The 23210-nt window shown below is 66.1% G+C and carries 18 protein-coding genes; 14 read left to right on the top strand and 4 right to left on the bottom strand.

Annotation, left to right across the window (positions count from 1 at the left end; translation table 11 throughout):
* Positions 1–15: 15 nt before the first annotated feature.
* Complete coding sequence (locus ACI2KI_RS04700) at positions 16–561, bottom strand: DUF2061 domain-containing protein (RefSeq protein ID WP_404618176.1); 546 nt, start codon at positions 559–561, stop codon at positions 16–18.
* Between the two features lie 141 nt (positions 562–702).
* Between ACI2KI_RS04700 and guaB the strand changes: the two genes are divergently transcribed.
* The 9 genes from guaB to ACI2KI_RS04655 all read left to right on the top strand — a co-directional run bounded on the left by guaB (position 703) and on the right by ACI2KI_RS04655 (position 12771).
* Positions 703–2160 carry an IMP dehydrogenase gene (guaB, locus tag ACI2KI_RS04695; RefSeq protein WP_292083230.1) on the top strand — a complete coding sequence of 486 codons (1458 nt, stop codon included), beginning with the start codon at positions 703–705 and terminating at the stop codon, positions 2158–2160.
* A gap of 67 nt (positions 2161–2227) precedes the next feature.
* Positions 2228–2620, top strand: a complete 393-nt coding sequence (locus tag ACI2KI_RS04690; protein WP_292083229.1) for an MAPEG family protein — start codon at positions 2228–2230, stop codon at positions 2618–2620.
* 12 nt (positions 2621–2632) lie between these two features.
* Positions 2633–4063 (top strand): RsmB/NOP family class I SAM-dependent RNA methyltransferase, encoded by a 1431-nt coding sequence (locus tag ACI2KI_RS04685; RefSeq protein WP_404618173.1) that lies wholly within the window; start codon positions 2633–2635, stop codon positions 4061–4063.
* A complete protein-coding gene (locus ACI2KI_RS04680) occupies positions 4060–4794 on the top strand; it encodes a 5'-methylthioadenosine/S-adenosylhomocysteine nucleosidase (RefSeq protein WP_404618171.1) in 735 nt (244 codons plus the stop codon). The genes ACI2KI_RS04685 and ACI2KI_RS04680 overlap by 4 nt, the downstream gene beginning before the upstream one ends.
* Positions 4791–6365 carry a glutamine-hydrolyzing GMP synthase gene (guaA, locus tag ACI2KI_RS04675; protein WP_404618169.1) on the top strand — a complete coding sequence of 525 codons (1575 nt, stop codon included), beginning with the start codon at positions 4791–4793 and terminating at the stop codon, positions 6363–6365. Before ACI2KI_RS04680 ends, guaA begins: the two co-directional genes overlap by 4 nt.
* Before the next feature lie 330 nt (positions 6366–6695).
* The gene (locus tag ACI2KI_RS04670; protein ID WP_404618167.1) at positions 6696–7202 is read left to right on the top strand and encodes an RNA polymerase sigma factor; all 507 of its coding nucleotides are present in this window, start codon (positions 6696–6698) and stop codon (positions 7200–7202) included.
* The gene (locus ACI2KI_RS04665; protein ID WP_404618165.1) at positions 7195–8160 is read left to right on the top strand and encodes a FecR family protein; all 966 of its coding nucleotides are present in this window, start codon (positions 7195–7197) and stop codon (positions 8158–8160) included. The genes ACI2KI_RS04670 and ACI2KI_RS04665 overlap by 8 nt, the downstream gene beginning before the upstream one ends.
* 97 nt (positions 8161–8257) lie before the next feature.
* On the top strand, positions 8258–11410 hold the full coding sequence (locus ACI2KI_RS04660; RefSeq protein WP_404618163.1) for a TonB-dependent receptor: 3153 nt from the start codon (positions 8258–8260) through the stop codon (positions 11408–11410).
* Between the two features lie 14 nt (positions 11411–11424).
* Positions 11425–12771, top strand: a complete 1347-nt coding sequence (locus ACI2KI_RS04655; RefSeq protein ID WP_404618161.1) for a fibronectin type III domain-containing protein — start codon at positions 11425–11427, stop codon at positions 12769–12771.
* Positions 12772–13086: 315 nt separating this feature from the next.
* Here ACI2KI_RS04655 and ACI2KI_RS04650 read toward each other — a convergent pair whose 3' ends face one another.
* Entirely contained in the window at positions 13087–13503 is a 417-nt protein-coding gene (locus tag ACI2KI_RS04650; RefSeq protein ID WP_404618930.1) for a TonB family protein, read from the bottom strand.
* Between the two features lie 444 nt (positions 13504–13947).
* Here ACI2KI_RS04650 and ACI2KI_RS04645 point away from each other — a divergent pair, with 444 nt between their 5' ends.
* The 5 genes from ACI2KI_RS04645 (at position 13948) to ACI2KI_RS04625 (ending at position 21549) form a co-directional block, all read left to right on the top strand.
* The gene (locus ACI2KI_RS04645; protein WP_404618159.1) at positions 13948–16515 is read left to right on the top strand and encodes a hypothetical protein; all 2568 of its coding nucleotides are present in this window, start codon (positions 13948–13950) and stop codon (positions 16513–16515) included.
* A complete protein-coding gene (locus tag ACI2KI_RS04640; protein WP_404618157.1) occupies positions 16512–17615 on the top strand; it encodes a cytochrome-c peroxidase in 1104 nt (367 codons plus the stop codon). Before ACI2KI_RS04645 ends, ACI2KI_RS04640 begins: the two co-directional genes overlap by 4 nt.
* A gap of 159 nt (positions 17616–17774) precedes the next feature.
* Positions 17775–19943: a TonB-dependent receptor gene (locus ACI2KI_RS04635; protein ID WP_404618155.1), complete on the top strand. Its 2169-nt coding sequence runs from the start codon at positions 17775–17777 to the stop codon at positions 19941–19943.
* On the top strand, positions 19943–21073 hold the full coding sequence (locus ACI2KI_RS04630; protein WP_404618153.1) for a PepSY-associated TM helix domain-containing protein: 1131 nt from the start codon (positions 19943–19945) through the stop codon (positions 21071–21073). Before ACI2KI_RS04635 ends, ACI2KI_RS04630 begins: the two co-directional genes overlap by 1 nt.
* A 269-nt stretch (positions 21074–21342) precedes the next feature.
* Complete coding sequence (locus ACI2KI_RS04625; RefSeq protein WP_404618151.1) at positions 21343–21549, top strand: hypothetical protein; 207 nt, start codon at positions 21343–21345, stop codon at positions 21547–21549.
* 86 nt (positions 21550–21635) lie between these two features.
* Here ACI2KI_RS04625 and chrA read toward each other — a convergent pair whose 3' ends face one another.
* Entirely contained in the window at positions 21636–22751 is a 1116-nt protein-coding gene (gene chrA, locus ACI2KI_RS04620) for a chromate efflux transporter (RefSeq protein ID WP_404618149.1), read from the bottom strand.
* Complete coding sequence (locus ACI2KI_RS04615; RefSeq protein ID WP_404618147.1) at positions 22723–23010, bottom strand: hypothetical protein; 288 nt, start codon at positions 23008–23010, stop codon at positions 22723–22725. The genes chrA and ACI2KI_RS04615 overlap by 29 nt, the downstream gene beginning before the upstream one ends.
* Positions 23011–23210: the final 200 nt, after the last annotated feature.

The following is a 23210-nucleotide window of genomic DNA, read 5'->3' as shown; positions in this document are numbered from 1 at the left end:
GGACGCTGCGGATGATCAGGCGGTCGCCGCTTCCGCCGCCCGACGGGCCTTGTTTGCCTCGATGCGGGTCCAGATACGGTCGTGCAGGGTGAAGAAGACCGTCTGAACCAGAGGCTCGACCGTGCCGATGGCCAGGGCGATGCGCCAGTCGCGGGTCAGGGCGAAGGCGACCAGGACCGCCACGGTGAAGTGCATGACGCCATAGGTCATGGTCTTCAGCGCCACCTGTTTCAGGCTGCGGGGCAGGGCGTGGCTGTGGCCGTGACAGCCGTGGTGGTTGTGGGCGCGGTTCTGCTCGTGGGCGTTCATCAACTCGAGGCGGGCAGTGACGGCCTCGGCGGTTTCCTCGAAGCCCGACAGCACCCGGCGCTGCTCGATGCGATGCCAGACGCGGTCGTGGATCGAATAGGCCAGGGTCTGAACGATCGGCTCGGCCACCCCGACCGCCAGGGCGATGCGCCAGTCGCGGGTCAGGGCGAAGGCCACCAGAATCGCGACGATCAGGTGCATGACGCCATAGCTCGCGATCTTGAGCGCGAGACGACGGGCCGTGCTGATCAATATGCGAACCATTCGCAGAATGTGGGTCTGGACGCGCCGAAGCGCAAGGCAATTCCTCTTATCCTGTCCATAGGTCCGTCTTGGGGTTGCGGTTCCCCGGCATGGGGCGTTATACGCGGCCCGCAAAACGGAGACTCCCCCATGGAGATACGCGAAGGCCTTACCTTCGACGATGTTTTGCTCGAACCCGGCGCGTCCGAGATCATGCCAGCGATGGCGGATGTCTCGACCCAGCTGACGCGCAACATCAAACTGAACATCCCCCTGCTGTCGTCCGCCATGGACACGGTGACCGAAAGCCGTCTGGCGATCGCCATGGCCCAGGCCGGCGGTCTGGGCGTGCTTCACCGCAATATGACCATCGAGGAGCAGGCCGAGCAGGTCCGCACCGTCAAGCGCTATGAAAGCGGCATGGTCATCAACCCGGTGACCGTCTCGCCCGACACGACCCTGGGCGAGGTTCGCCAGATCGTCGCCGCCAAGAAGATCACCGGCTTCCCGGTGGTCGATCCGGCGACGGGCAAGCTGGTCGGCATGCTGACCAACCGCGACATGCGCTTCGAAGGCGATCCGTCGATCAAAGCCTCGGCCCTGATGACGACCGGCGACCTGATCACCGTGCGCGAAGGCGCAGGTCGTGAAGAGGCGTGGAACCTGCTGCGCACCCGCAAGATCGAACGCGTCATCGTCGTGGACGAGGACTATCGCGCGGTCGGCCTGATCACCATGAAGGACATCGAGAAGGCCCAGGCCTTCCCGAACGCCGCCAAGGACGAGCAGGGTCGCCTGCTGGTCGGCGCCGCCTCGACCGTCGGCGACGCCGGTTATGAGCGCGCCATGGCCCTGGCCGAAGCCGGCGCCGACGTGGTGGTGATCGACACCGCCCACGGCCACTCAGCTTCGGTGGCCCAGGTGGTCGAGCGCATCAAGCGCGAGAACAACCGCCTGCAGATCATCGCCGGCAACGTCGCCACCTATGACGCCACCCGCGCCCTGATCGACGCGGGCGCTGACGCCGTGAAGGTCGGCATCGGCCCGGGCTCAATCTGCACCACCCGCATCGTGGCGGGCGTGGGCGTGCCGCAGCTGACGGCCATCATGGATTCAGCTCGCGCCGCCAAGGGCACGGGCGCCACGGTCATCGCTGACGGCGGCATCAAGTATTCGGGCGACATGGCCAAGGCCATCGCGGCCGGCGCCAGCGTCGCCATGATGGGCTCGATGTTCGCCGGGACGGATGAATCGCCGGGCGAGGTCTTCCTGTACCAGGGTCGCAGCTACAAGTCGTACCGCGGCATGGGCTCGGTCGGCGCCATGGGCGCGGGCTCGGCGGACCGCTACTTCCAGAAGGAAGTCTCGTCCGAGAAGCTGGTGCCGGAAGGCATCGAGGGCCAGACCGCCTACAAGGGGCCGATCGCACCGGTCATCCACCAGATGGTCGGCGGCCTGCGCGCCTCCATGGGCTACGTCGGCGGCGCGACCATCAAGGACTTCCAGGAACGCGCCCGTTTCGTGCGCATCACCAATGCGGGCCTGCGCGAAAGCCATGTCCACGACGTGATGATCACGCGCGAGGCGCCGAACTATCGTCAGGGCTGATCCTGATCCGCTCCCGATCTTCGGATCGGGAGCGGTTTCGTTTTGACTGGATGTGGAGGGCTGGAACGTGACGACTGAACTGACCTATCTGGCGGCGACCCTGGTCCTGGCCCTGGTGCAGATTTTTCTGCCCGCCGGGGCGCGGACGATGGAGTTCGGCTCCAAGTGGAACGCCGGCGCTCGCGATCAGACGCCTGTTTCGCAAAACCCTGTCGTCGGTCGCCTCGAAAGAGCCCAGTCGAACCTCTATGAGACCCTTCCGCTGTTCATCGGCGCTGTTCTGATCGCCCACGTCACGGGCGCGGAGAGCGCCCTGACCCTGTGGGGCGTCGCCCTCTATTTCTGGGCGCGCGTCGCCTATGTTCCGCTTTACGCCCTTGGCGTGCCCTACATCCGGTCGCTGGTCTGGCTGGTCTCGCTCGCGGGACTGATCATGATCCTGGCGGCCCTTTTCATCTGATCCGAGACCCGATTGACCCCTGCAGCCCGCCTCGCCGCCGCCGCCTCCGTCCTCGACAGCATCGCCCACAGCCGCCAGCCGGCCGAGGTGGTGCTGAAGGCCTGGGGCGCCGCCAACCGCTATGCGGGGTCCAAGGATCGTCGCGCCATCGCCGACCGCGTTTACAAGGTCATCCGCGCCCGTGGGCGTCTGGTCTGGGCCATGGGCGGGCGTGAAGACGGTCGCGCCCTGGTCATCGGCTCGCTGTCGCTGATCGACGGCCTGCCGCTCGACGAGATCGAACTGCTGCACTCGGGCGAGGGCTTCGGCCCGCGCCCGCTGTCGAAGCAGGAGCGCGGCCGCATCACCGCCGCGCCGGGCGAATTGCCCGGCTGGGTCGCCGCCGGCCTGCCCGAGTTCGTGGTCGAGGACTTCAAGACCACCTTCGGCGACCGTTGGACCGAGGAGGCCCACGAGCTGATGGCGCCGCGCGCGCCCATCGACCTGCGCGTAAACCTGGCGAAAACCACGGTCGAAGGCGTCGAAGCGGAACTGGTCGAGGCCGGTCTGTCGCCCGAGCGCACGCCCTGGTCGGCCGCGGGCCTGCGTCTGTCGGCCGAGCCGCCGCCGAACGTCCAGGCGCTGGAGGCCTTCAAGCAGGGCCATATCGAAATTCAGGACGAAGGCAGTCAGGTCGCCTGCTGGCTGACGGGCGTTCAGCCTGGCATGACCGTCGTCGACTATTGCGCCGGCGGCGGCGGCAAGACCCTGGGACTGGCCATGCTGGGGCAGCCGGTCGCCGCTCAGGCCGCCGTGGCCGAGGCGCCCGCCGCCCCGGTCGCCGTCTGGTCGCCGGTCGGCGGGGACGGGCAGGGGGCCGTGGTCCAGCCGAAGCCCAAGGCCAAGCCGGTCGCCGAGATGGGCATCCGGCTGTTCGCCTATGACGTGGTGCAGAAGCGGCTGGACAATATTCGTCCGCGTCTCGCCCGCGCCGGCGTTTCCGCCGACCTGCGTCTGCTGGGTCAGAACGGCGGCGGGGTCGAGGATCTGGTCCGTCAGGCCGACGTGGTGCTGGTCGATGCGCCGTGCAGCGGCTCGGGCACCTGGCGCCGTCGCCCCGAGGACGCCTGGCGTCTGAAGCCGGAAGAGGTCGAGCGTCTGCACGCCTTGCAGGTCAAGATCCTGGGCCGCGCCGCCGAACTGGTGAAGCCGGGCGGGCGTCTGGTCTTCGTCACCTGCTCCATGCTGCGCGGCGAGAACGAGGCCACGGCCGACGCCTTCGAGGAAAACCACCCCGCCTTCGCCCCGGTCCCGGTGGCCGAGGCCCTGAAGGCGGCCAACCTGACCGATGCGGCGCGCGAGCGTCTGGGCCAACTGGCCGATGGCGGTCATCGCCTGCGCCTGTCGCCGGCCTCGACCGGCACCGACGGCTTCTTCGCCGCCGTCTATGAGCGGACGGCATGAGCGACGGGCGATCAGAGGACATCTACGGCCTGACGGTTCTGCCCGTCATGGCGGCGCCGGCGGAGTACGGCGCCGCCCTGCAGGCGCGGATCACGCCGCTGATGACCGGCATCGGTCCGGTCGAGGCGGCCATCGCCCTGACCGCCGCCCTGACGCGGCTGGAGGCCGACGACGCCCTGCCGGACCTGATCGTGTCCCTGGGCTCATGCGGGTCGCGCGATCTGGAACATGCCGCGGTCTATCAGGCCTCGTCCGTGTCCTATCGCGACATGGACGCCAGCCCGTTGGGGTTCGAGAAGGGCAGGACGCCTCTGCTCGACCTGCCCGCCGTCCTGCCTCTGCCTTGCCCCATCCCCGGCGTGCCGACCGCGGCCCTGTCGACGGGCGCCAACGTCGTTTCGGGCGCCGCCTATGACGCCATCGACGCCGAGATGGTGGACATGGAGACCTTCGCCCTGCTGCGCGTGGCCCAGACCTTCGGCGTGCCTCTGGTGGCGCTGCGCGGGGTCAGCGACGGCAAGAGCGAACTGTCGAAGCTGGAGGACTGGACCGAGTATCTGCATCTGGTCGACGCCAACCTGGCCGAGGCCTGGGACCGTCTGGCCGAGGTGCTGACGACGCAGGGTCTGGCCGCCTTGGCCGATGTTCCCGCATCGCGACTTGATCCCGACGTCTTCACCCGTCAAGAACCCGCCCCATCAACGCCCGCTTCGGATTCTGAGCCCTCATGACCGCGACCGACACTCCAGCCTTGGCGCATGAAGCCGTCCTGATCGTCGATTTCGGCAGTCAGGTGACCCAGTTGATCGCGCGGCGCCTGCGCGAAGCCGGCGTCTATTGCGAGATCCATCCGTTCAACAAGGCGGGCGAGGCGCTGAAGGCGGTGTCGCCCAAGGCCATCATCCTGTCGGGCGGCCCCAACTCGACCACCGACGCCGACAGCCCCAAGGCTGACCACGCCCTGTTCGAGGCCGGTGTGCCGGTGCTGGGCATCTGCTACGGCGAACAGACCATCTGCGCCGAACTGGGCGGCAAGGTCGAGAGCGGCCATCATCGCGAGTTCGGCCGCGCCGAGATCGTCATCACGCGCGAAAGTCCGCTGTTCGCCGGCATCGGCGCCGTCGATCACCGCGAGACCGTGTGGATGAGCCACGGCGACCGCGTCACGGCCATCCCCGAAGGCTTCCACGTCATCGCCACGTCGGAAGGCGCGCCCTACGCCGCTATCGCTGACGAGGAGCGCAAGATCTATGGCGTGCAGTTCCACCCGGAGGTGATGCACACCCCGCGCGGCGCCGTGATCCTGAAAAACTTCACCCACGGCATCGCCGGCCTGACCGGCGACTGGACCATGGCCGCCTATCGCGACGAGCAGATCGCCAAGATCCGCGAGCAGGTCGGCTCGGCCAAGGTGGTCTGCGGTCTGTCGGGCGGGGTGGACAGCTCGGTCGCCGCCGTCCTGATCCATGAAGCCATCGGCGATCAGCTGACCTGCGTCTTCGTGGACACCGGCCTGCTGCGCAAGGACGAGGCCAAGCAGGTCACGGAACTGTTCCGCGAGCACTATAACATTCCGCTGGTGCACGTTGATGCGTCGAAGGAATTTCTTGGCGAGCTGGCCGGAATTTCGGACCCGGAGACCAAGCGCAAGACCATTGGCCGCGTCTTCATCGAGATCTTCGACCGCGAGGCCGCCAAGATCGAAGGCGCCGAGTTCCTGGCCCAGGGCACCCTCTATCCCGACGTGATCGAGAGCGTCTCGGCCTCGGGCGGCCCGTCGGCGGTGATCAAGAGCCACCACAACGTCGGCGGTCTGCCGGACTTCATGAAGCTGAAACTGGTCGAGCCGCTGCGCGAGCTGTTCAAGGACGAGGTCCGCGCCCTGGGCCGCGAACTGGGCCTGACCGACGCCTTCGTCGGACGCCACCCCTTCCCGGGGCCGGGCCTGGCCATCCGCATTCCCGGCGAGATCACGCCCGAAGCGGTCGCCACCCTGCAGGACGCGGACGCCATCTATCTGGAAGAAATCCGCAAGGCCGGTCTGTACGACGATATCTGGCAGGCCTTCGCCGTCCTGTTGCCGGTCAAGACGGTCGGCGTCATGGGCGACGCCCGGACCTATGAAAAGGTCCTGGCCTTGAGAGCTGTGAGTTCGACCGACGGCATGACCGCCGACTTCTACCAGTTCCCCTGGGACATCCTGGCCAAGACCGCCACGCGCATCATCAACGAAGTCCGCGGCGTCAACCGCGTCGTCTACGACGTCACCTCCAAGCCCCCCGGCACCATCGAGTGGGAGTGAGGGGCCAAGCATACGGCCGCAGCCTCTGGCGATGTGGTTTCGTTGAATTCAACGAGCGCGATCCCGCAAGTCTGCGGTAGTAGATCTAGGGACGCGGTTGGCTCTATGCGGCTCGTTATGAAGGTCAGCTTCTGACTCTTGGCTGACATTGGTGAGGTCCGCTCTCAGGAGCGATGCCAGACTAGTCCTGCTTTTATCGGACCTGCCCTAAAGATGGGGACGTCGGCTAGTCATGAAAGTGGTGGCGTCCTGACTTTAAACTGACACCAAACTTCATCGTCGCTGACACGAGTGGTCCCTATAGCCACGCTCCGTCAGGGGGCGTCGCGTGTGATCAGTCATGAGCAGGAGGTGGGGCGGACGCTGGCGGCGCAGAACCGCGTCCTGCTGGCTTATGTTCGGCGACGCTCGGCAAAGGCAGGGGACGCCGAGGACGTGGTGCAGGAGGCGATCATGCGCGTCCTGGTGCGGGCGCGCGAGACCCTGATCACCGACCCGCTATCCTACGCCATGCGCGCGGCGCGCAACATTCTGATCGATCGTGGCAGGCGCATCGTCAACGTGCAGATCGATGATCTGGAAGAGGCGGATCACCCCGTCGACAGCGGGGCCACGCCGCTGGAAGCGCTGGATATGAGCGAGCGGTTGAAGTTGTGCCAGAGGGCGTTGGAGGCTATGCCGCCGTTGCGGCGCGAGGTCTTCGTGCGTCGCCGGGCCGGCGAGGAGTCCTACGAGACGATTGCGCGCGACCTGAGGCTGTCGATCGAGGCGGTGCAGAAGCATTACAGCCGCGCCGCACAGACGTTGCGCCGGGCGGCGGAGGGCCGCCATGTCTAGGACATTCAAACCGAAGGACGATCGCGAGGCCGCGTTGTGGGCGGATGCGCGACGCGACAAGGCCTGGTCGCCGCAGCAGCAGGCCGCGTTGGAGCAATGGCTGCGGGGGCGGCCTGATCGAGCGGACCTGCTGCGCCGACATGATGCCTTGATCGAAGACGCCGCCGTCATCTGGGCGACGCAGCGCGCGGCAAGGGCGCGGCCGGGTCAGTCCCGGCTCCGGCTTTGGCCGCAGGGAGCGTTTGTGGGCGCGGGACTGGCGGCCGGGGTCGGGGTGATGGTTCTGATTGGCGGCGTTTTGGCGCCGCGCGGCGACCTGATCACAGGCAAGCCCGGCGCGACGCAACCTATCGCCCTGGCGGACGGATCTGCGATCCGACTGAACGGCCGGAGTCAGGTGCGGGTGGACCTGGGCGCACAGGAGCGCCTGCTGCGCCTGGAGGGCGAGGGCTTTTTCGAAGTCGCTCCCGACAAGAGCCGCCCCTTCTCGGTGGAAGTGGACGGGGTGCGCGTCACCGCTGTCGGCACCCGCTTCAATGTCGATCAGCGCCAGACGCCTGACGGCAAGGCGGTCGAGGTCGTGGTCTTCGAGGGGGTCGTCAAGGTCAGGTCCGCGCGGGGCATGACGATGATGGTTCAGGCGGGCCAAAGGGCGACGGTGTCCGGCGGCGTGGTCGAGCGCACCAGCCTGATCCGGCCGGAAGCGGAAACCGACGTGCCGTCCTGGGCCAAGGGCTGGCTGGAGTTCAACGAGGCCAGCATGGCGAGCGTGGTCGAGGATCTTGAACGCGCGACGGGGGTCAAGGTCAGACTGGTCGGCGCCCCGGTCGAACGGGCCTTGATCAGCGGGCGCTTCTCGGCGGATCAGCCGGAGAACGCCCTGGCCGCCATGGTGCGGCTTCATGGTTTCAAGCTGACCCGTCAGGGTGCGGATCAATTTGAAATTTCAGAAGGTTAGGCGACCTTTAGGGCAAGTTTTCGTGACAGGTGTCAGGACGTCGTCGGCCGCCGTCTAACCCCGTAACGATCATGTTCGATCGCAGGGGATTTATCGAATGCGTATGCACAAGACCGGCCTCCTCACGGCGGCCGCTGTCGCCGTTCTGGCCTCCGTCGCCGCGCCCGCTCATGCGTGGCAGGCGAGCAGCAGCGCCGAAGCGCGCGTCGCCGTTTCCATTCCGTCTCAGGATCTGGGGCAAGCCTTGCAGACTCTGTCGCGCGACACGGGACTGCAGATCGTCTTCGACCCGGCGTTGACGCGCGGGCGGACATCCAACGCCGTGTCCGGCGCCATGGCGCCGCGCGAGGCCCTGCGTCGCATGATCGCCGGATCGGGCGTCGAGGCGCGCGAGGTGCGCGGGGTTCTGACCCTGGTGCGCCAGTCGGCCGAGGCCGCCGTCGCCGCGCCGGACGCCTTTGAGGTCGAGGACGTGCAGGTGGTGGGCTATGCGGCGGGTCTGCGTCGTTCGCTGGACGCCAAGCGCAAGGCGGACTTCATCTCGGACGTCATCAGCGCCGACGACATGGGCGACCTGCCGGCCAACAACGTGGCCGAGTCCCTGTCGCGCCTGCCCGGCGTCAACGCCGTGCGCAACCACACGACGGGCGAAGGCGACCGCATCACCATTCGTGGTCTGTCGACCGAGCTGAACAACTACACCATGAACGGCGTCCGCATGGGGGGCGCGGGCTCGCCGGGCGACAACTTCTATCGCGGCGTGCGTCTCAGCTTTCTGCCGCCCGAAGGTATCGACTCAATCACCGTCATCAAGAGCCTGACGCCGGACCGCGACGGCGACGCCCTGGGGGGGACCATCGACATCCGCACCCCGACCGCCTTTGACCACGACCCGGTCTATGGCGTCGTGTCGGCCTCGGCGGGGATGCTGGACAAGTTCGACGACGAAAAGTCGGGCGAAGTCTCCGGCTCGTTCGGACGCCAGTTCAACGACAACTGGGGCCTGTTCGTCACCGGCAGCTGGTCGCGTCGCAAATCCCAGTTCGAGCAGAACGGCGTGGACGGCGATAACCAGCCGTCGGTCTGGTACGCCGACAGCGAGACCATGGGCTGGGACACCGATACCTTCGTCATGCGGGGCATGAACCTGGGCTTCGGCGAGACCGAGGTTGAACGCCACGGTCTGAACGCCAGCCTCGACTACCGCGGCGTGGACCACGACTTTCATCTGCGCGGCCAGTTCAACGAGTACACAAAGGACGAGTTCGGCAACCGCCTGAACTTCCGCAACGACACGAGCCGGAACTCGACCCGCTTGAGCCAGGTCGACAAAAGCATGACCGGTCTGCTGCGTCCCGACGACGCCGTGATCGGCACGGACGCGAAGCTGGGGCGAATTTACAGCTACACCACGGCCCAGATCGTGGACCGGGACAAGGACGGCCGCATCACCGACGCCGACCGTTCAACGCGCTCCTATTACACCCTGGACGGCGCCTCGGGGACCTGGGACCCGCAGGGCTTCCGTCTGCGTCGCTTCTGGGAAGGCTCGCGCGAGACGGGCACGGTGATGTCGCTGAACCTGGGCGGCGTCAGCCGCGTGGGCGACTTCACGGTCGACTACGACGTCTCCTACGCCAAGTCGGAGGACAACACCGACGACAGTTACGAGATGGAGTTCCGCAGCGACAAGTACGGCTGGCTGGGCAACAAGGGTGTCAATGTCACCAACTTCGGCGACAGCCGCTTCCCGAAGTGGGTGCTGAACGACGCCGGCATGGCGGCGATCCACGACAACGGACAGTATGATTTCAGCGGTCTGTCCGGCGAGATCGGCGGCGCGCAGGAAGAGCTGTGGCAGGGCCAGTTCAACGTCGAATGGCGTCCGGTCTCGACCTGGCTCGAGGCGGTCAAGGCGGGCGGCAAGTACTATAGCTCGAAGCGTTCGACCTATAGCGGCGAGTTCATGGATCTCGACGCCAGCGGGACCCTGGCCGACTTCTCGCGCTTCTACGGCAAGGAGGTCGCCAGCCTGTTCGACGGCGAATACTCGGGTCTCTATCGCCTGGGCACGGTGATCGACAACGACGCCATGCTGGCCGAGCTGCAGCGCGCCATGGAGGGCAAGAGCGACTTCTTCGACGGCTTTGCCACCGACCCCGGCAACGCCGAGCTGAGCGGCGAGGACAGCTTCACCTTCCAGGAGGATATCTTCGCCGGCTACCTGATGGCCACGGCCCGCTTCGGTCAGGCGCAGATCCTGGGCGGCGTCCGGGTCGAGAGCACCAATAATGAGATCGACGCCTACATCCTCGACGAGGTTCAGGGCGCGCACTTCGCCACGGACAAGAGCGACTTCGTCAACGTCCTGCCGTCCATCCATCTGAACTACGATCTGGACGACCGCACCAAGGTCCGCGCCGCCATCTGGACCAGCTTCGCCCGCCCCGACATCGCCCGCATGTCCTCGGCGCGCGAGTACGGCTACGACAGCGACCCGGACGGCGACGGAAAGGTGAACCCGAAAAGCGAATGGGTCCTGGTCGCCATCGAGCAGGGCAACCCGGACCTGAAGCCGATGAAGGCGATCAACTACGACCTCTCGGTCGAGCGCTATAACGGCGACACTGGCGCCTATTCGCTGGGCCTGTTCTACAAGGACATCGAGAATTTCCTGTACCGCTCCTCGTCGTCGAACATCCGCGACGGGACGTCGGGCGTGAACGTCGGCCCCGACGGCGTGACCGTCTCCATGCCAAACAACGGCAAGTGGGCGCGGGTTTACGGCGTCGAGATGAGCGCCCAGCAGGTCTTCCACTGGTTGCCGGGTCCGTTGTCGTCGCTGGGCGCCAGCGTGAACCTGACGCTGCAGAAGTCCGAGGCCGAGACCGGCATTTCCTGGCACCCGGAGGGTTACACCCTGCCGCTGATGGAGACGCCCGAGGCGGTCGCCAACGTCCAGATCTTCTGGGCGCGCGACGGCTGGGAGGCCTACGCCGCCTACAGCTACCAGTCGGAATTCCTCGAGGGCATCCAGGACTTCGGCAACAACCCCTATGAACAGGACTACGAGTTCGTGGACCTGAACGTGCGGCGCAAGCTGTGGGACGGGGCGACGGCGTCGCTGCAGGTGCAGAACCTCTTCGACAACCACACCTACTGGTACACCGCCGGGGCGAGCACCAGCTCCAGCCGGGCCTACATCAAGAACGGGCGGTCGATCTCGGTCGGCCTGACCTACGTCTTCTGATCGGGGAGGGAAGCATGAAAACGACCCACGCCCTGATGCTCGGGGCCGCGCTTGCGGCCCTGGGCGGACAGACGATGGCCCAGACGGCCGAACGGCCGTTGCGGCCCGAGCCCGCGCCGGTTCAGGCTTCGGATCGGCCGGTGGTCCCGCCGACCGAGCAGCCGGAACGGATCATCCTGAATCTGACCGCCGATCCGGCGCATGAGATGGCCGTGACCTGGCGCACGGCGCCGGGCGCCGTCGGCTTCGTTGAATACGCCGAGGCTCAGGACGGTCCGGACTTCATCCAGCAGGCGGTCCGCGCAGCCGCAGTTACCGACGACGCGACCATCGCCGTGCGCGAGGCGGCGGAGTTCCGGGCGGCCTATCATTCGACGGTGCTGAAGGGGCTGAAGCCGGAGACGGTCTATGCCTATCGCGTCGGCGACGGCGCGCGGTGGTCAGAATGGCTGCAGTTCCGCACTGCGGCGACGACGGCCGAGCCCTTCACCTTCCTCTACATGGGGGACATGCAGAACAATATCCTCAGCGAGGCGTCGCGCACCATGAGGATGGCCTTCCGCAAGGCCGGGGACGCCGCCTTCGTCATCCACGCCGGCGACCTGATCAACCGGCATGACAGCGATAACGAGTGGGGCGAATGGTTCGCCGCCGGGGGCTTCCTCTACGCCCAGACGCCGCAGATGCCGACGCCGGGCAACCACGAGTATGGGCGCGGCCCGGTGCTGAATCCGCAGTGGCGGCGTCAGTACACCCTGCCGGAAACTGGCCCGGCGGGCGTGGAGAAGCTGAAGGAAACGGCCTGGACCGTCGACTATCAGGGGTTGCGCCTGATCTCGGTCGACGCCCCCCTGTTCCACGGCGACGAGGCCATGCGGGCTGAGATGGTGCGTTGGCTGGACGGGCTGCTGGCGAACAATCCGAACCGCTGGACGGCGCTGTTCCTGCACTTCCCCCTGTTCTCGATCGACCCGGATCGAGACAATGCCCGTGTGCGCGACGCCTTGAAGCCGCTGATCGACAAGTACGGCGTCGATCTGGTGCTACAGGCCCATGATCACGGCTATGCGCGCGGGGCCATTGGGACGGGGCCCATGCTCAATGCGGGACCGGGCCAGCCGTCGGATCACGGTTCGACCTATGTGGTCTCGGTCGCGGGGCCCAAGATGTATCCGGTCGCCGACCTAGGCTGGGCCTCGCGGTCGGCCTCGCGGACACAGACCTTCCAGACCCTGGAGGTGTCGCCCGAAGCCGTTGTCTATCGCGCCTTCACCGCGACGGGCCGCGAACTGGACGCCTTCCGTCTGACCAAGGGCGCGGACGGCGTCACGCGGGTGGAAACCCTGGCCGTGGCGAAATAGGTGACGACCGGGACTGAATGGCAGCGCCTGTGAGGGGAAGGCTCCAACTTGACTGGCTCAGCTTCTCGAGACTGGGGCGTCGATCGTCATCGCGTCAGCTTCAAACGCGCCAGATCGAGAGGATCCACCGTCGCGCAACAATAGCAGCGCCGAGCAGACCGGCGCCCAAAACGACTGAGGGTGGGTGGATGTTCACCAATCCGGCCGCCAGAAGAAACAGGCCGAAACCGACCCATCCGATCGTTAGAAGGGCCAGGAAAGCTCGCAATAGACGGCGGCTGGCGGCGCATTTTCCTGAGAGGGTCATGTGCCCGCCTATCCGTTTGCTCGAAGCGAGCGGAAATCCAATCGAACGGTGAAGTCCCGTGTCCGCCAGGATGTGTCGGAAGGCGGACGAGGGAAGGGCGTCGCCTCCTGGAGTTGCGACAGCGCCGCCCGCTCCAACCGCTTCTCACCGTCGCCCGAAACAACCGATGAGGCGAGGAGGCGTCCGCGCCGGTCCAGGGTGAAGCGTACGACGATGCGGCCCGCGATCCCGCCTGGATGGCGTTTGTGCTGCTCCAGCCAGGCGATCACCTGAGCCTCATAGGGATCTGCCGCCCGATCTGCCGATGCGCCCTTGAGGGGCGCGCCCGCGCCAGGGCTGGGGCTCGCCGTACTCGCTCTCACGGCTGGAGCCGGTGCAGGCGCGGCTTCCGCCGATGTCGCCGAAGACGTTGAAGCCGGTCCCATCGTCGACGTCGCGGGCCTTGATAGAGGGAGGGTCGGAGTTGACGCCGGCCGTGAAGGCGCCTGCGTCGTCGAATGAGGGCTTGCGACGTCTTTTGGCGCCGTCGCCAGGGGCTTGGCAGATGGAGCTTCGACGGGCTTCGGGCGTGCATCCTGATGCGGGGAGGCCAGACCGGCGAAGCCCTGACCTTCGAGCGTGACATGGATGACCGGAGCGCCGCCATGAACGGCTTTCTCCGTCGTGAAAGCGGCTCCCATGCAGGCGATGATCGCGATGTGGACGGCGCATACGAGGCCTCCCGGCAGGACGCGGCCGACAATAGGCGGGGGCGGTGACATGACGGCGGAATACACCGCCTCCCATCAACCTACAAATGAGAATCAGTTGCATTATTAGTTTGTGAGCGGTAGGGCGGCCCCGTTGTTCAGTCAGAGGGCGTTCATTCGATGCACAGGTATCTGCAGGGCGCGGCGGCCGCCGCCTTGGCCATGGCGGCTTTCCCGGCCTCCGCTCAGGTTGTCGGTGCTGCAGATGGCCGGACCCCTTCCTCAGACGCCGCCAATGCGCCCACCATCGTGCTGCAGGACCAGCGTCCGGCATCCCGCAGCTATCATTTCGGCGAAGCGGTCGATTCCGGTTCCAGCACTTTCAGGCGGGAGGCCGTCGAGGATCAGGCGCCGGGATCCGGCGACGCCAATGAGGTGCTGAAAGCCCTCCCCACGGTGCAGTTCTCATCGACCCAGGGTCGCGCGTCGCGAGCTGAGCTACAGGATCTGCGGCCGGAGAACATCTCGATCTCCGGGGGATCCATCTATGAGAACCTGTTCGTGCTGGACGGGGTAGGCGTGAACTCACGTCTGGACGTCAGCAACGACGGGGCCAGCCATTACATCGAAGGCAATGCGGCGGCCTCGGCGCAGACGGTCTGGGTGGACGCCAATCTGATCGGCGAGATCATCGTTCGGGATTCCAACGTATCGGCCGAGTATGGTCAGTTCACCGGCGGCGTCGTTGAGATGGCCACGCGGCGTCCCGGTTCTGTTTTCGGGGTGGAGACCCACTATGGGGAAACCAGTCCGGCCCTGGCCCAGTTCCGCATGTCGGACAAGGTGCGGGACGCTCTGAACGGCGCCTATCCGGACGAGCCGGACTATATGAAGCGACGCTATGGGGTCGCCGTCGATCTTCCGCTGAATGATCGCATCAGGACCCTCTGGGCCTACACCCGCTCAGAAGCCGAGGTGACGAACTACAGGGGCGCCAACTGGGTTCAGTATGGCGACTACGGCCAGAAAAGCCTCAGCCAGACCCTGATGGTGAAGGCGGAGGCGGATCTCAAGGACGATCTGCTGCTCACCGGGCAGGTCACCTGGAGCCCTTATGAAAGCGAGTTCTCGCACCCGAACGGCATCGACAACTGGGTCTTCCTCAACGGCGGCGGGCTGACCGGGCGCGTGGGACTGGAAGGACGCAGGGGCGAGGCGGAATGGACGCTGGATCTGACCCATGCCTGGTCGAACAACGACCGCGACAGCGAACGTCCCGGCACCGTCAACGTATCCACGACCGCGGGCATCGACTGGTGCTCTGGCTCAAGCTGTTCGCTCGGCGGACCCGGGATCCTGTGGCAGGAGCAGAACGACACCACGCTGAAGGGGCGCTGGACGCAGCCGCTGGGCGTGGGTCGCCTGCGGGCCGGTTTCGAGATCGCCAACATCTCGGCGGAAAAAGGCCAGCCCTACAGCGCCGCCTTCCGGCATGTCAGCAGCACCGCCGCTCAGCTTCGGGTGGAGGTCGGGCCGCAGACGGTCTGCCTGGATCCGGCCGAAGCGGCGGCGGGAACCTGTGTGACCGGCGCCTACGCCCTGGCGCAACGAAACGACACGATCGCCTTCGACACCCAGGTGGATCTGCAGTCCTACAGCCTGTGGGGTGAGTACGACTTCGACTGGGCGGGCTTCATGGTGCGCGCCGGTCTTCGATACGACTACGAGAGCTTCCTGGAGAACCATAATTTCGCGCCGCGTCTGTCGGTCAGCCGCGACCTTCCGTTTGCAGGGATAAACCTGACAGGAGGGCTCAACCGTTATTTCGGCCGAAGCTTCCTGGGATACGCCCTGAGGGAGAACTATCCCGGAAACCGGATCTATCGCCGGTCGCCGACGGTGGTGAACGGCCAGAACGTCTGGGCGAATGAATGGACGCTGTATTCGCACAGCGAGACGGCGCGCTATTCCAGCGCCGACCTGGACACACCCTATACGGATGAGTTCACCGTGGCCCTGCGCGGACCGATCGCCTGGATCGGAGGCGAATACCGGATCAAGGGCATCGTGCGCGAAAGCCGCGATCAGTTCGCCAGCTCGGAGTCGACTTCGGAGGTTTATGACGTCGAGACTGGCGGCGTCTCGACAAGGCGCGTCTATACCGTGACCAACGACGGCGAGCGCTCCTATCGCGGTCTGTCGCTGGAGTATGTGCGGGAGTTCGGTCGGGACCATGCGCTGAGTTTCAGCACCAACTGGTCCCATACCGACGCCACCAACATCAGCTACTTCGACATCTCCGATGAGACCGAATTCGAAGGCGAGTACGTCTATTATCAGGGTGAGGTCGTGCCCAAGCTGCGCGCGCTGGCGGATAATCAGCTTCTGGATTTCGCCTCACCGCTCATCGTCAATGGCTCCTGGTCGGCGCGCTGGCTGGACGGACGGTTGCGCACCAACGTCAACGCCCGCTGGCGCGACGGTTTCAGCCGGGTCGACGACACCCTGGTGAACTTTACCGTCAACGGGGTGCGCTACGACGTCTATGACAAGGTCGAGTACAAGGCCTCGGTGGACGTCAACCTGGCGGCGACCTTCGAACTCGCCAAAACCCGCTATGGCGCTGCGGCCCTGGACCTGCGCGTCAACAACCTCTTCAACAGCGTCCTGAACCAGGAATATTCCACCGCTTCCCAGCCGTACCAGCTGGGCCGCAATCTCTGGGTCGGCCTGAAGTACCGCTATTGACCTTCTGGCGCGACATCGGCGCGCTCGCCCTGATCGTCGGCGTGCTGCATGCCGGGGCAGGGGCGGCCGTCTCTCGGGTTCAGTCGCCGGAGACGGCCGTGGAGCTTCGCGCGGCCTATGCAGGCCCTCCCGAATCCTGGCCCAGGCCCATACTCCACCAAGGGGCGGTGTTCACCGAGTTCGGCCCTCTGCCGCCGGTGGCGCATCCCGCCGCCAATCCGACGAATGAAGCCAAGGTCGCGCTGGGCGCGCGGCTGTTCGACGATCCCCGCCTGTCGAAGTCCGGCCAGATCGCCTGCGCTTCCTGCCATGCCCGGGAGCTGGGGTTCGGCGACGCCCTGCGGACCTCCTTCGGCCATGACCGCCTCAGGGGGCGCAGGAACTCCCAGCCCCTGATGGTCGCTGGCTGGATGCGTCCTCTCTTCTGGGACGGCCGCAGTCCCGATCTCGAAGCCCAGGCGCTTCATCCGCTGATCGATCCCAGGGAGATGGCGGTCGACGACATGGAGGCGGTGGTGACGCGGGTCGCCGCCGACCCGGGCTATGTCGACGCCTTCCAGGCGGCGTTCGGCGATCAGGTTATCGACCTGGAGCGTATCTCCATGGCCCTGGCGGCCTTCCAGCGCAGCTTGAGTCCGCCACGCGGGCGCTTCGAGCGATTTGTGAGGGGCGACGTCCGCGCGCTCAACGACGAACAACTGCGCGGCCTGCACTTGTTCCGCACCAAGGCCGGATGCGCCAACTGCCACGACGGCCCTCTGCTGACCGACGGCCGCTTTCACAACCTCGGACTGCATTTTTATGGGCGGGAACTGCAGGACCTCGGGCGCTATGAGGTGACCCGCGCGCCGGAGGATGTCGGTCGTTTCCGCACGCCGAGCCTGCGGGGCGTCAGTCGCACAGCGCCCTACATGCACAACGGGATCATGCCGCGACTGGACGGCGTAGTGACTTTCTATAACGCCGGCGCGGCCCGTCCGCGGCCCCGGCCGGATCAGGCGGACGATCCTCTTTTCCCCGTCACCGACCCTCTGCTTCGTCCACTCGAGCTGACCCGCGAGGAGAGGGCCGCTTTGACGGCGTTTCTCGAAACGCTCTGAAGGTCTGGGCGGCGTCATGCTGGGCGAAGGAGGAAAGACGCTTCCTCGACTGACGGCGCGGGCTTTCTACAGGGGGCGCAAACCTGGTCTGTGAGGAAAATGTTTGCAAATCGCTCGCAATTGCAGCTAAGCGCGGGGCCTTCCTCAGGAGCCTCCCCCATGCCCTTCGCCTCGCCCGCCTTGTCGCTGCGCCGATCGTCCGGCCTTGTCGCCGTCTCGGCCCTGCTGGCGGGAACCGCCTTCGCTTCGACCGCCGCCGCCCAGACCACGCGGCAGGATCCGGAGGTCAGCACGGTGGCGGAGGTGGTGGTGACGGCGGCGCGCACGGTCTTGCCGGCCAGCGCCCTGCCGATGACGGTGGATGTCATCGACCGCAAGGCCCTGTCGGAACAGGTGGCCATCAGCGGCTCGGTGATCGACGCGGTCGCGACCCTGTCACCGTCCTTTTCGCCGACGCGGCAGAAACTGACCGGCTCGGGCGAGAGCCTGCGCGGGCGCTCGCCGCTGTTCGCCATCAACGGCATTCCGCAGTCGACGCCGATCCGGGACGGCTCGCGCGACGGCTATACGATCGACCCCTTCTTCGTGGACCGGGTCGAGCTGATCTACGGCTCCAACGCCCTGCAGGGCATCGGCGCCACCGGCGGCGTGGTCAATCAGGTGACGGTGGGCGCGCCGAGCGAGGATGGGCTGACGGGACGGATGCTGGCCCAGGTGTCCAGCTCGGGCGGACCGGAGGGCGACGGGATCGGGGCCAAGCTGGGCGGTCTGGCCGCCTATCGCCAGGGCGACTTCGACGGCGTCTTCGGCGTGGCCTATGACCAGCGCGGAGCCTTCTATGACGCCAACGGCCGCCGCGTCGGCGTCGACAACACCCAGGGCGAGGTGCAGGATTCCAAGGCTCTGTCCTTCTTCGGCCGCTTCGGCTGGGACCTGACGGACACGGTGCGCCTGGATCTGCTGGCCAACCGGTTCGAACTGAAGGGCGACGGCGACTATGTCCGGGTCCCGGGCGATCGCAGCATCGGCCGTCCGGCCAGCAGCGAGCGCGGCCAGATCGAGGGCGAGCCCGCCGGGAACCGGGTCGAGACGGTGTCGGCCTCGCTGACCGACAGCGACCTGTGGGGCGGCGATTTCAGCGCCCAGGTCTTCTTCAACCGCACGCGCGACACCTTCGGCGGCGACCGTTCCGCCACCATGCAGGACGCCAGCATCGCCCCGATCGGGACCCTGTTCGATCAGTCGTCGAACCGCTCGCGCAAGCTGGGCGCGCGCGCCAGTTATGAGCGGGCCGTGCCGGGCGTGCCGGGCCTGACCGCCACCCTGGGTCTGGACGCCCTGAAGGACCGCACGGAGCAGCTTCTGATCGCCACCAACCGCGCCTGGGTGCCGCCGACCGAGTTCCAGAGCGTCGCCCCCTTCGTTCAGGCCAACATGCGTCTGTTCGACGGCAAGGTGCGTCTGGCCGGCGGCGTGCGTCAGGAAAACGTCGAGCTGTCGGTCGACGACTTCACCACCCTGGCCTCCTACGGCTCGCGTCGGGTGACGGCCGGAAAGCCCAAGTTCGAGGCCACCCTGGTCAACGGCGGCGTGGTCTATGAGCCGATGGACGGGGTGCGGGCCTACGCCAGCTACGCAGAGGGCTACACGGTGCCGGACGTCGGCCGCATCCTGCGCTCGATCAACGTGGACGGGGTCAAGGTCGACAGCTTCCTCGACATCAGTCCGGTGGTTTCGGACAATCAGGAGATCGGCCTGGAGGTGAAGCGCGGGCCGTTCGAGGCTGGGGCGACCTATTTCTGGTCTTCGTCGGACCTGGGGCAGTTCCTCATTCGCAACCCTGACGGCGTCTATGACGTCCAGCGTCAGGCGGTCGAGATCGAGGGGCTGGAGCTGAACCTGCGCGCCCGCACGCCGATCGAGGGGCTCACGGTCTCGACCGGCTATGCGCGTCTGCGCGGCCAGACCGACACCAATGACGATGGGCGGGTGGACCAGGACCTGGACGGGGCCAATATCTCGCCGGACCGGATCAACGCCGCAGCCGTCTACGCCAACGGCCCGCTGTCGGCGCGTCTGCAGGTCCAGGCCTATCTGGCGCGGGACTTCGAAGGCGGCGATGCGCGCAACAATTTCGAAGGCTACACCGTGGCTGACGCCTATCTGCGCTATGATTTCGCCTTCGGCGGCGTGTCGCTGGCGGTGCAGAACCTCTTCAACGAGGACTATGTGACCTATAGCTCCGACACCAGCAATCCGACCGACAACCTGCGCTACTTCGCCGGCCGGGGCCGTTCCTTCACCCTCGGGTGGGACCGTCGCTTCTGATGCGTCTGGTTCGACTGGCGCATCGCTGGACCGGGGGGCTGCTCGGCCTGCTGCTGTTCGTTCTGGGGCTGACCGGAACCCTTCTGGTGTTCAAGGACGACTGGCTGCGCGCCGTCGTGCCTCACGCGACCGAGACGCGCGTGGCGGACCCAAAGGTCATAGGCGCGGCGCTGGAACAGGCCTTTTCGGCGCCGGATCGGCCGCGTTCGGTCATCCTGGCCGACGACCGGCTGGGCGTTCATCGCCTGAACTATGAAGACAAGACGCGCGGCGCCTATGCGACCCAGTCGGGTCACGTCGTGGCGCGTTGGGACAGCCTGTGGGCGCGGCCGGAACTGTGGCTGTTCGACCTGCACCACTATCTGCTGATCGGCGATGTCGGAAAGACCATCGCCGGGATCGCGGGCTTGGCGGGTCTGGGCTTTGTCATCACGGGGGTGATCCTGTGGTGGCCGACGCGGCGGACCTTCGTCTTCGCCCTCCTGCCCAGGACGTGGAAGCGGGCGGGGATCGTCAAGCATCACCGCGACATGGGCGTCTGGGCCGCGCCGGTGCTGGCGGTGGTCCTGACGACCGGGGCCATCCTGGCCCTACCGCTTTACGAAGGTCTGGCCATGGCCCTGTCGCCGGGCAAGGACCTGAAAGCCATCATGGCCGCGCCTGAGCATGAGGGCGGGGCCCTGTCGTCCGATCTGGACTGGCCGGCCATGATGACGGCGGCGCAAGGCCGTTTCCCCGACGCCGAGCCGCGCATCCTTTCCCTGCCGACCAAGCCGGGCGGTTTGATCAGCCTGCGGCTGCGGCGGGCCGCGGAATGGCTGCCCAATGGCCGCACCCAGGTCTGGTTCGACCCAGCCGACGGCCGCATCGTCGGCACGCGTGACGCCCTGGCCCTGCCGCTGGGGCTGCGGGTGGCCAACGCCCAGTATCCGATCCATGCGGCCAAGGTCGGGGGACTGGCTTATCGGCTGGTGGTCGCCGCCTCGGGCGTGGCCCTGACCCTATTGGGCTCGCTCGCGGTTTTCACCTTCTGGGGCAATCCCAGCGGCTTGCCGAAACGGCGGCGGCGTAAACCGGCGACCTGGGCGGGCTCGTTGGCCGTCAGCCGGGCTCGCGAGCGGGCTCGGTAAACGTCGCCTAAGGGTGGAAAGCGGAGGTGTCCAAGTGACTTTTCTGCGTAGGGCGATATCCTACGCGTATGATTGAGATCGACCCTCAAGAGCCGCCCGCAATCATCGAGTTGCACAACGATGCCCAAGTCATTGCCCAGTTGAGGCTCTACGGTGACGACTGTGCCTTGATGGGCTAGATTGGGGATTACAAGAGCAGTGCGCCCGTAGCCGCATTTCTGGCAAAGGCTGAAGCTTCGAATACCGACGCCGCCAAAGCTGTCGAAATCTTGCTCGAGCAGACGAGCGAAGCATTCTACCACTGGCGTCTGGAATTTCTCGAACAAGATACGATGAAGCTCGCTGAGTTTCTTTCGATCACCTGCCCAGACCTGAACCAGCGCTTTCCAGATTTTCTCGTGGCGGATGGCGATGAGCCAAAGACGCCCCAGCAATTCCAGATGAAATTACTCAGCTTCGTAATCAGGCTGTCTTAGCGGCAACTCCGCCCCGCCGAAGTTGGGGTACGCGTGTCCGCAACGGGTCGATTCCGGTCCTGGGCCTTCGCGCTGAAAGCGGACGTTCAGATAAGTGCGAAACCGACACCGCACGCGGCAGTCAGCACAACGACGATCCACGGCGGGCACTTCCACGCCGTGAGCAGGACGAAACCAACGAGCGCCACGGCAAAGTCGGCGGGACTCAGAATCGCGCCTGTCGCCACAGGACTATAAAGCGCCGCCGCCAAAATGCCGACGACCGCCGCGTTCGCGCCGCGCATCGCTGCCTGCGCCAATGGGCGGATACGCACAAGGTCCCAGAACGGCAGGACGCCTGTCACCAGAAGAAGGCCCGGCGCAAAGATCGCGACCAGACAGATCGCGGCGCCGGCTATTCCATTGGGTGAAGGCTCCATGGCGGCCCCAAGAAAGGCGGCGAATGTGAACAGCGGGCCCGGAATGGCCTGCGCCGCCCCGTAGCCGGCGAGAAATTCGCTGGGACCTATCCAGCCTGGCCGCACCACGCCTTCTTCGAGCAGGGGCAGGACGACATGACCGCCGCCAAATACGAGCGCGCCGGCGCGATAGAAGGTGTCGAACAACGCCATGCCATGCGCCCCGGTCGCCATGTAGGCGAGCGGCAACCCTCCGAGAAGCGTGAAGAACGACGCCAGAGCGATAAGGCCTACAGGCCGTGAAATCGGGAAGGCCAAATGGCCTGAGGGGGCAACACCCGTCACCCGGCAAAAGCCGATTCCCGCCAAGCCGCCCATCAGAATCGCCGAAATCTGGCCTGCCGCGCCGCCCCAAAAGACGACAATCAGAATGGCCATGAGCGCGATGGCCGCCTTCTGCTTGTCTGGCGTGAGGGAGCGCGCCATCCCCCATACCGCCTGGGCCACGACCGCCACCGCGACCAGTTTCAGTCCATGAACCAAGCCCGCTCCGACCCGCCCCTCAAAGTAGGAGGCGCCGATGGCGAACAATACCAAAAGCACGGCCGACGGTAGCGTAAAGGCGCACCACGCAGCCAGCCCGCCCAACGGTCCGGCTCGCAGCAAACCCAGCGCAAATCCGACCTGACTCGAAGCCGGCCCTGGCAAGAACTGACACATGGCGACAAGGTCGGCATACCCGGCTTCGTCGATCCAATTGCGTCGTTCGACCAACTCATTTCGGAAGTATCCGAGATGCGCCACAGGCCCCCCGAACGACGTCAGGCCAAGCTTTAGAAAGGCGCGAAAGACCTCGCCGGGTGAGCCCGCTATCGGCGCCGAAGGCTCCCTGTTCGTCATGTTTGGCCTCTTTATCGAACTCTCGGCCAATCGCCAGCGCATCTACCGCGACCTTGATCGTGGAGCTTTCGGTCGTGCCGAGCGCGCCAGTGACGAGCACACCGGCGCACCCGTCGATCATCAGTTCCGCCTGCTTAAGCGCGATCAGGTTGTCGGCCAGCATGGGGCTGCGCTGTTCCTGAAAATATCAACGTCCAGTGCATGTAGGCTGATCCGGGCTACGGCGCTTCTATGCCTTTTCGGGAACGAAGTAGAGCGTCTGCTTTCCGGCTGGATCTCAAGGTTTGCTCTTTGGCGCATAGCACGCGCTAGATCAGCAACGTCGCAGTTTTGTCGCAACCTGGTGACCCTGGCGCCAAGCTT

Source organism: Brevundimonas sp. NPDC046655, assembly GCF_044901625.1.
GTDB lineage: Bacteria > Pseudomonadota > Alphaproteobacteria > Caulobacterales > Caulobacteraceae > Brevundimonas.
This window is presented reverse-complemented; position numbering and strand designations above follow the sequence as displayed.

Bases quoted from the DNA above. Each gene is read 5' to 3' on its own strand.
- guaB (WP_292083230.1), top strand. From the start codon at position 703: ATGGAGATACGCGAAGGCCTTACCTTCGACGATGTTTTGCTCGAACCC.
- ACI2KI_RS04680 (WP_404618171.1), top strand. From the start codon at position 4,060: ATGAGCGACGGGCGATCAGAGGACATCTACGGCCTGACGGTTCTGCCC.
- guaA (WP_404618169.1), top strand. From the start codon at position 4,791: ATGACCGCGACCGACACTCCAGCCTTGGCGCATGAAGCCGTCCTGATC.
- ACI2KI_RS04665 (WP_404618165.1), top strand. From the start codon at position 7,195: ATGTCTAGGACATTCAAACCGAAGGACGATCGCGAGGCCGCGTTGTGG.
- ACI2KI_RS04660 (WP_404618163.1), top strand. From the start codon at position 8,258: ATGCGTATGCACAAGACCGGCCTCCTCACGGCGGCCGCTGTCGCCGTT.
- ACI2KI_RS04655 (WP_404618161.1), top strand. From the start codon at position 11,425: ATGAAAACGACCCACGCCCTGATGCTCGGGGCCGCGCTTGCGGCCCTG.
- ACI2KI_RS04650 (WP_404618930.1), bottom strand. From the start codon at position 13,503: ATGGGACCGGCTTCAACGTCTTCGGCGACATCGGCGGAAGCCGCGCCT.
- ACI2KI_RS04645 (WP_404618159.1), top strand. From the start codon at position 13,948: ATGCACAGGTATCTGCAGGGCGCGGCGGCCGCCGCCTTGGCCATGGCG.
- ACI2KI_RS04635 (WP_404618155.1), top strand. From the start codon at position 17,775: ATGCCCTTCGCCTCGCCCGCCTTGTCGCTGCGCCGATCGTCCGGCCTT.
- ACI2KI_RS04630 (WP_404618153.1), top strand. From the start codon at position 19,943: ATGCGTCTGGTTCGACTGGCGCATCGCTGGACCGGGGGGCTGCTCGGC.
- ACI2KI_RS04615 (WP_404618147.1), bottom strand. From the start codon at position 23,010: ATGCTGGCCGACAACCTGATCGCGCTTAAGCAGGCGGAACTGATGATC.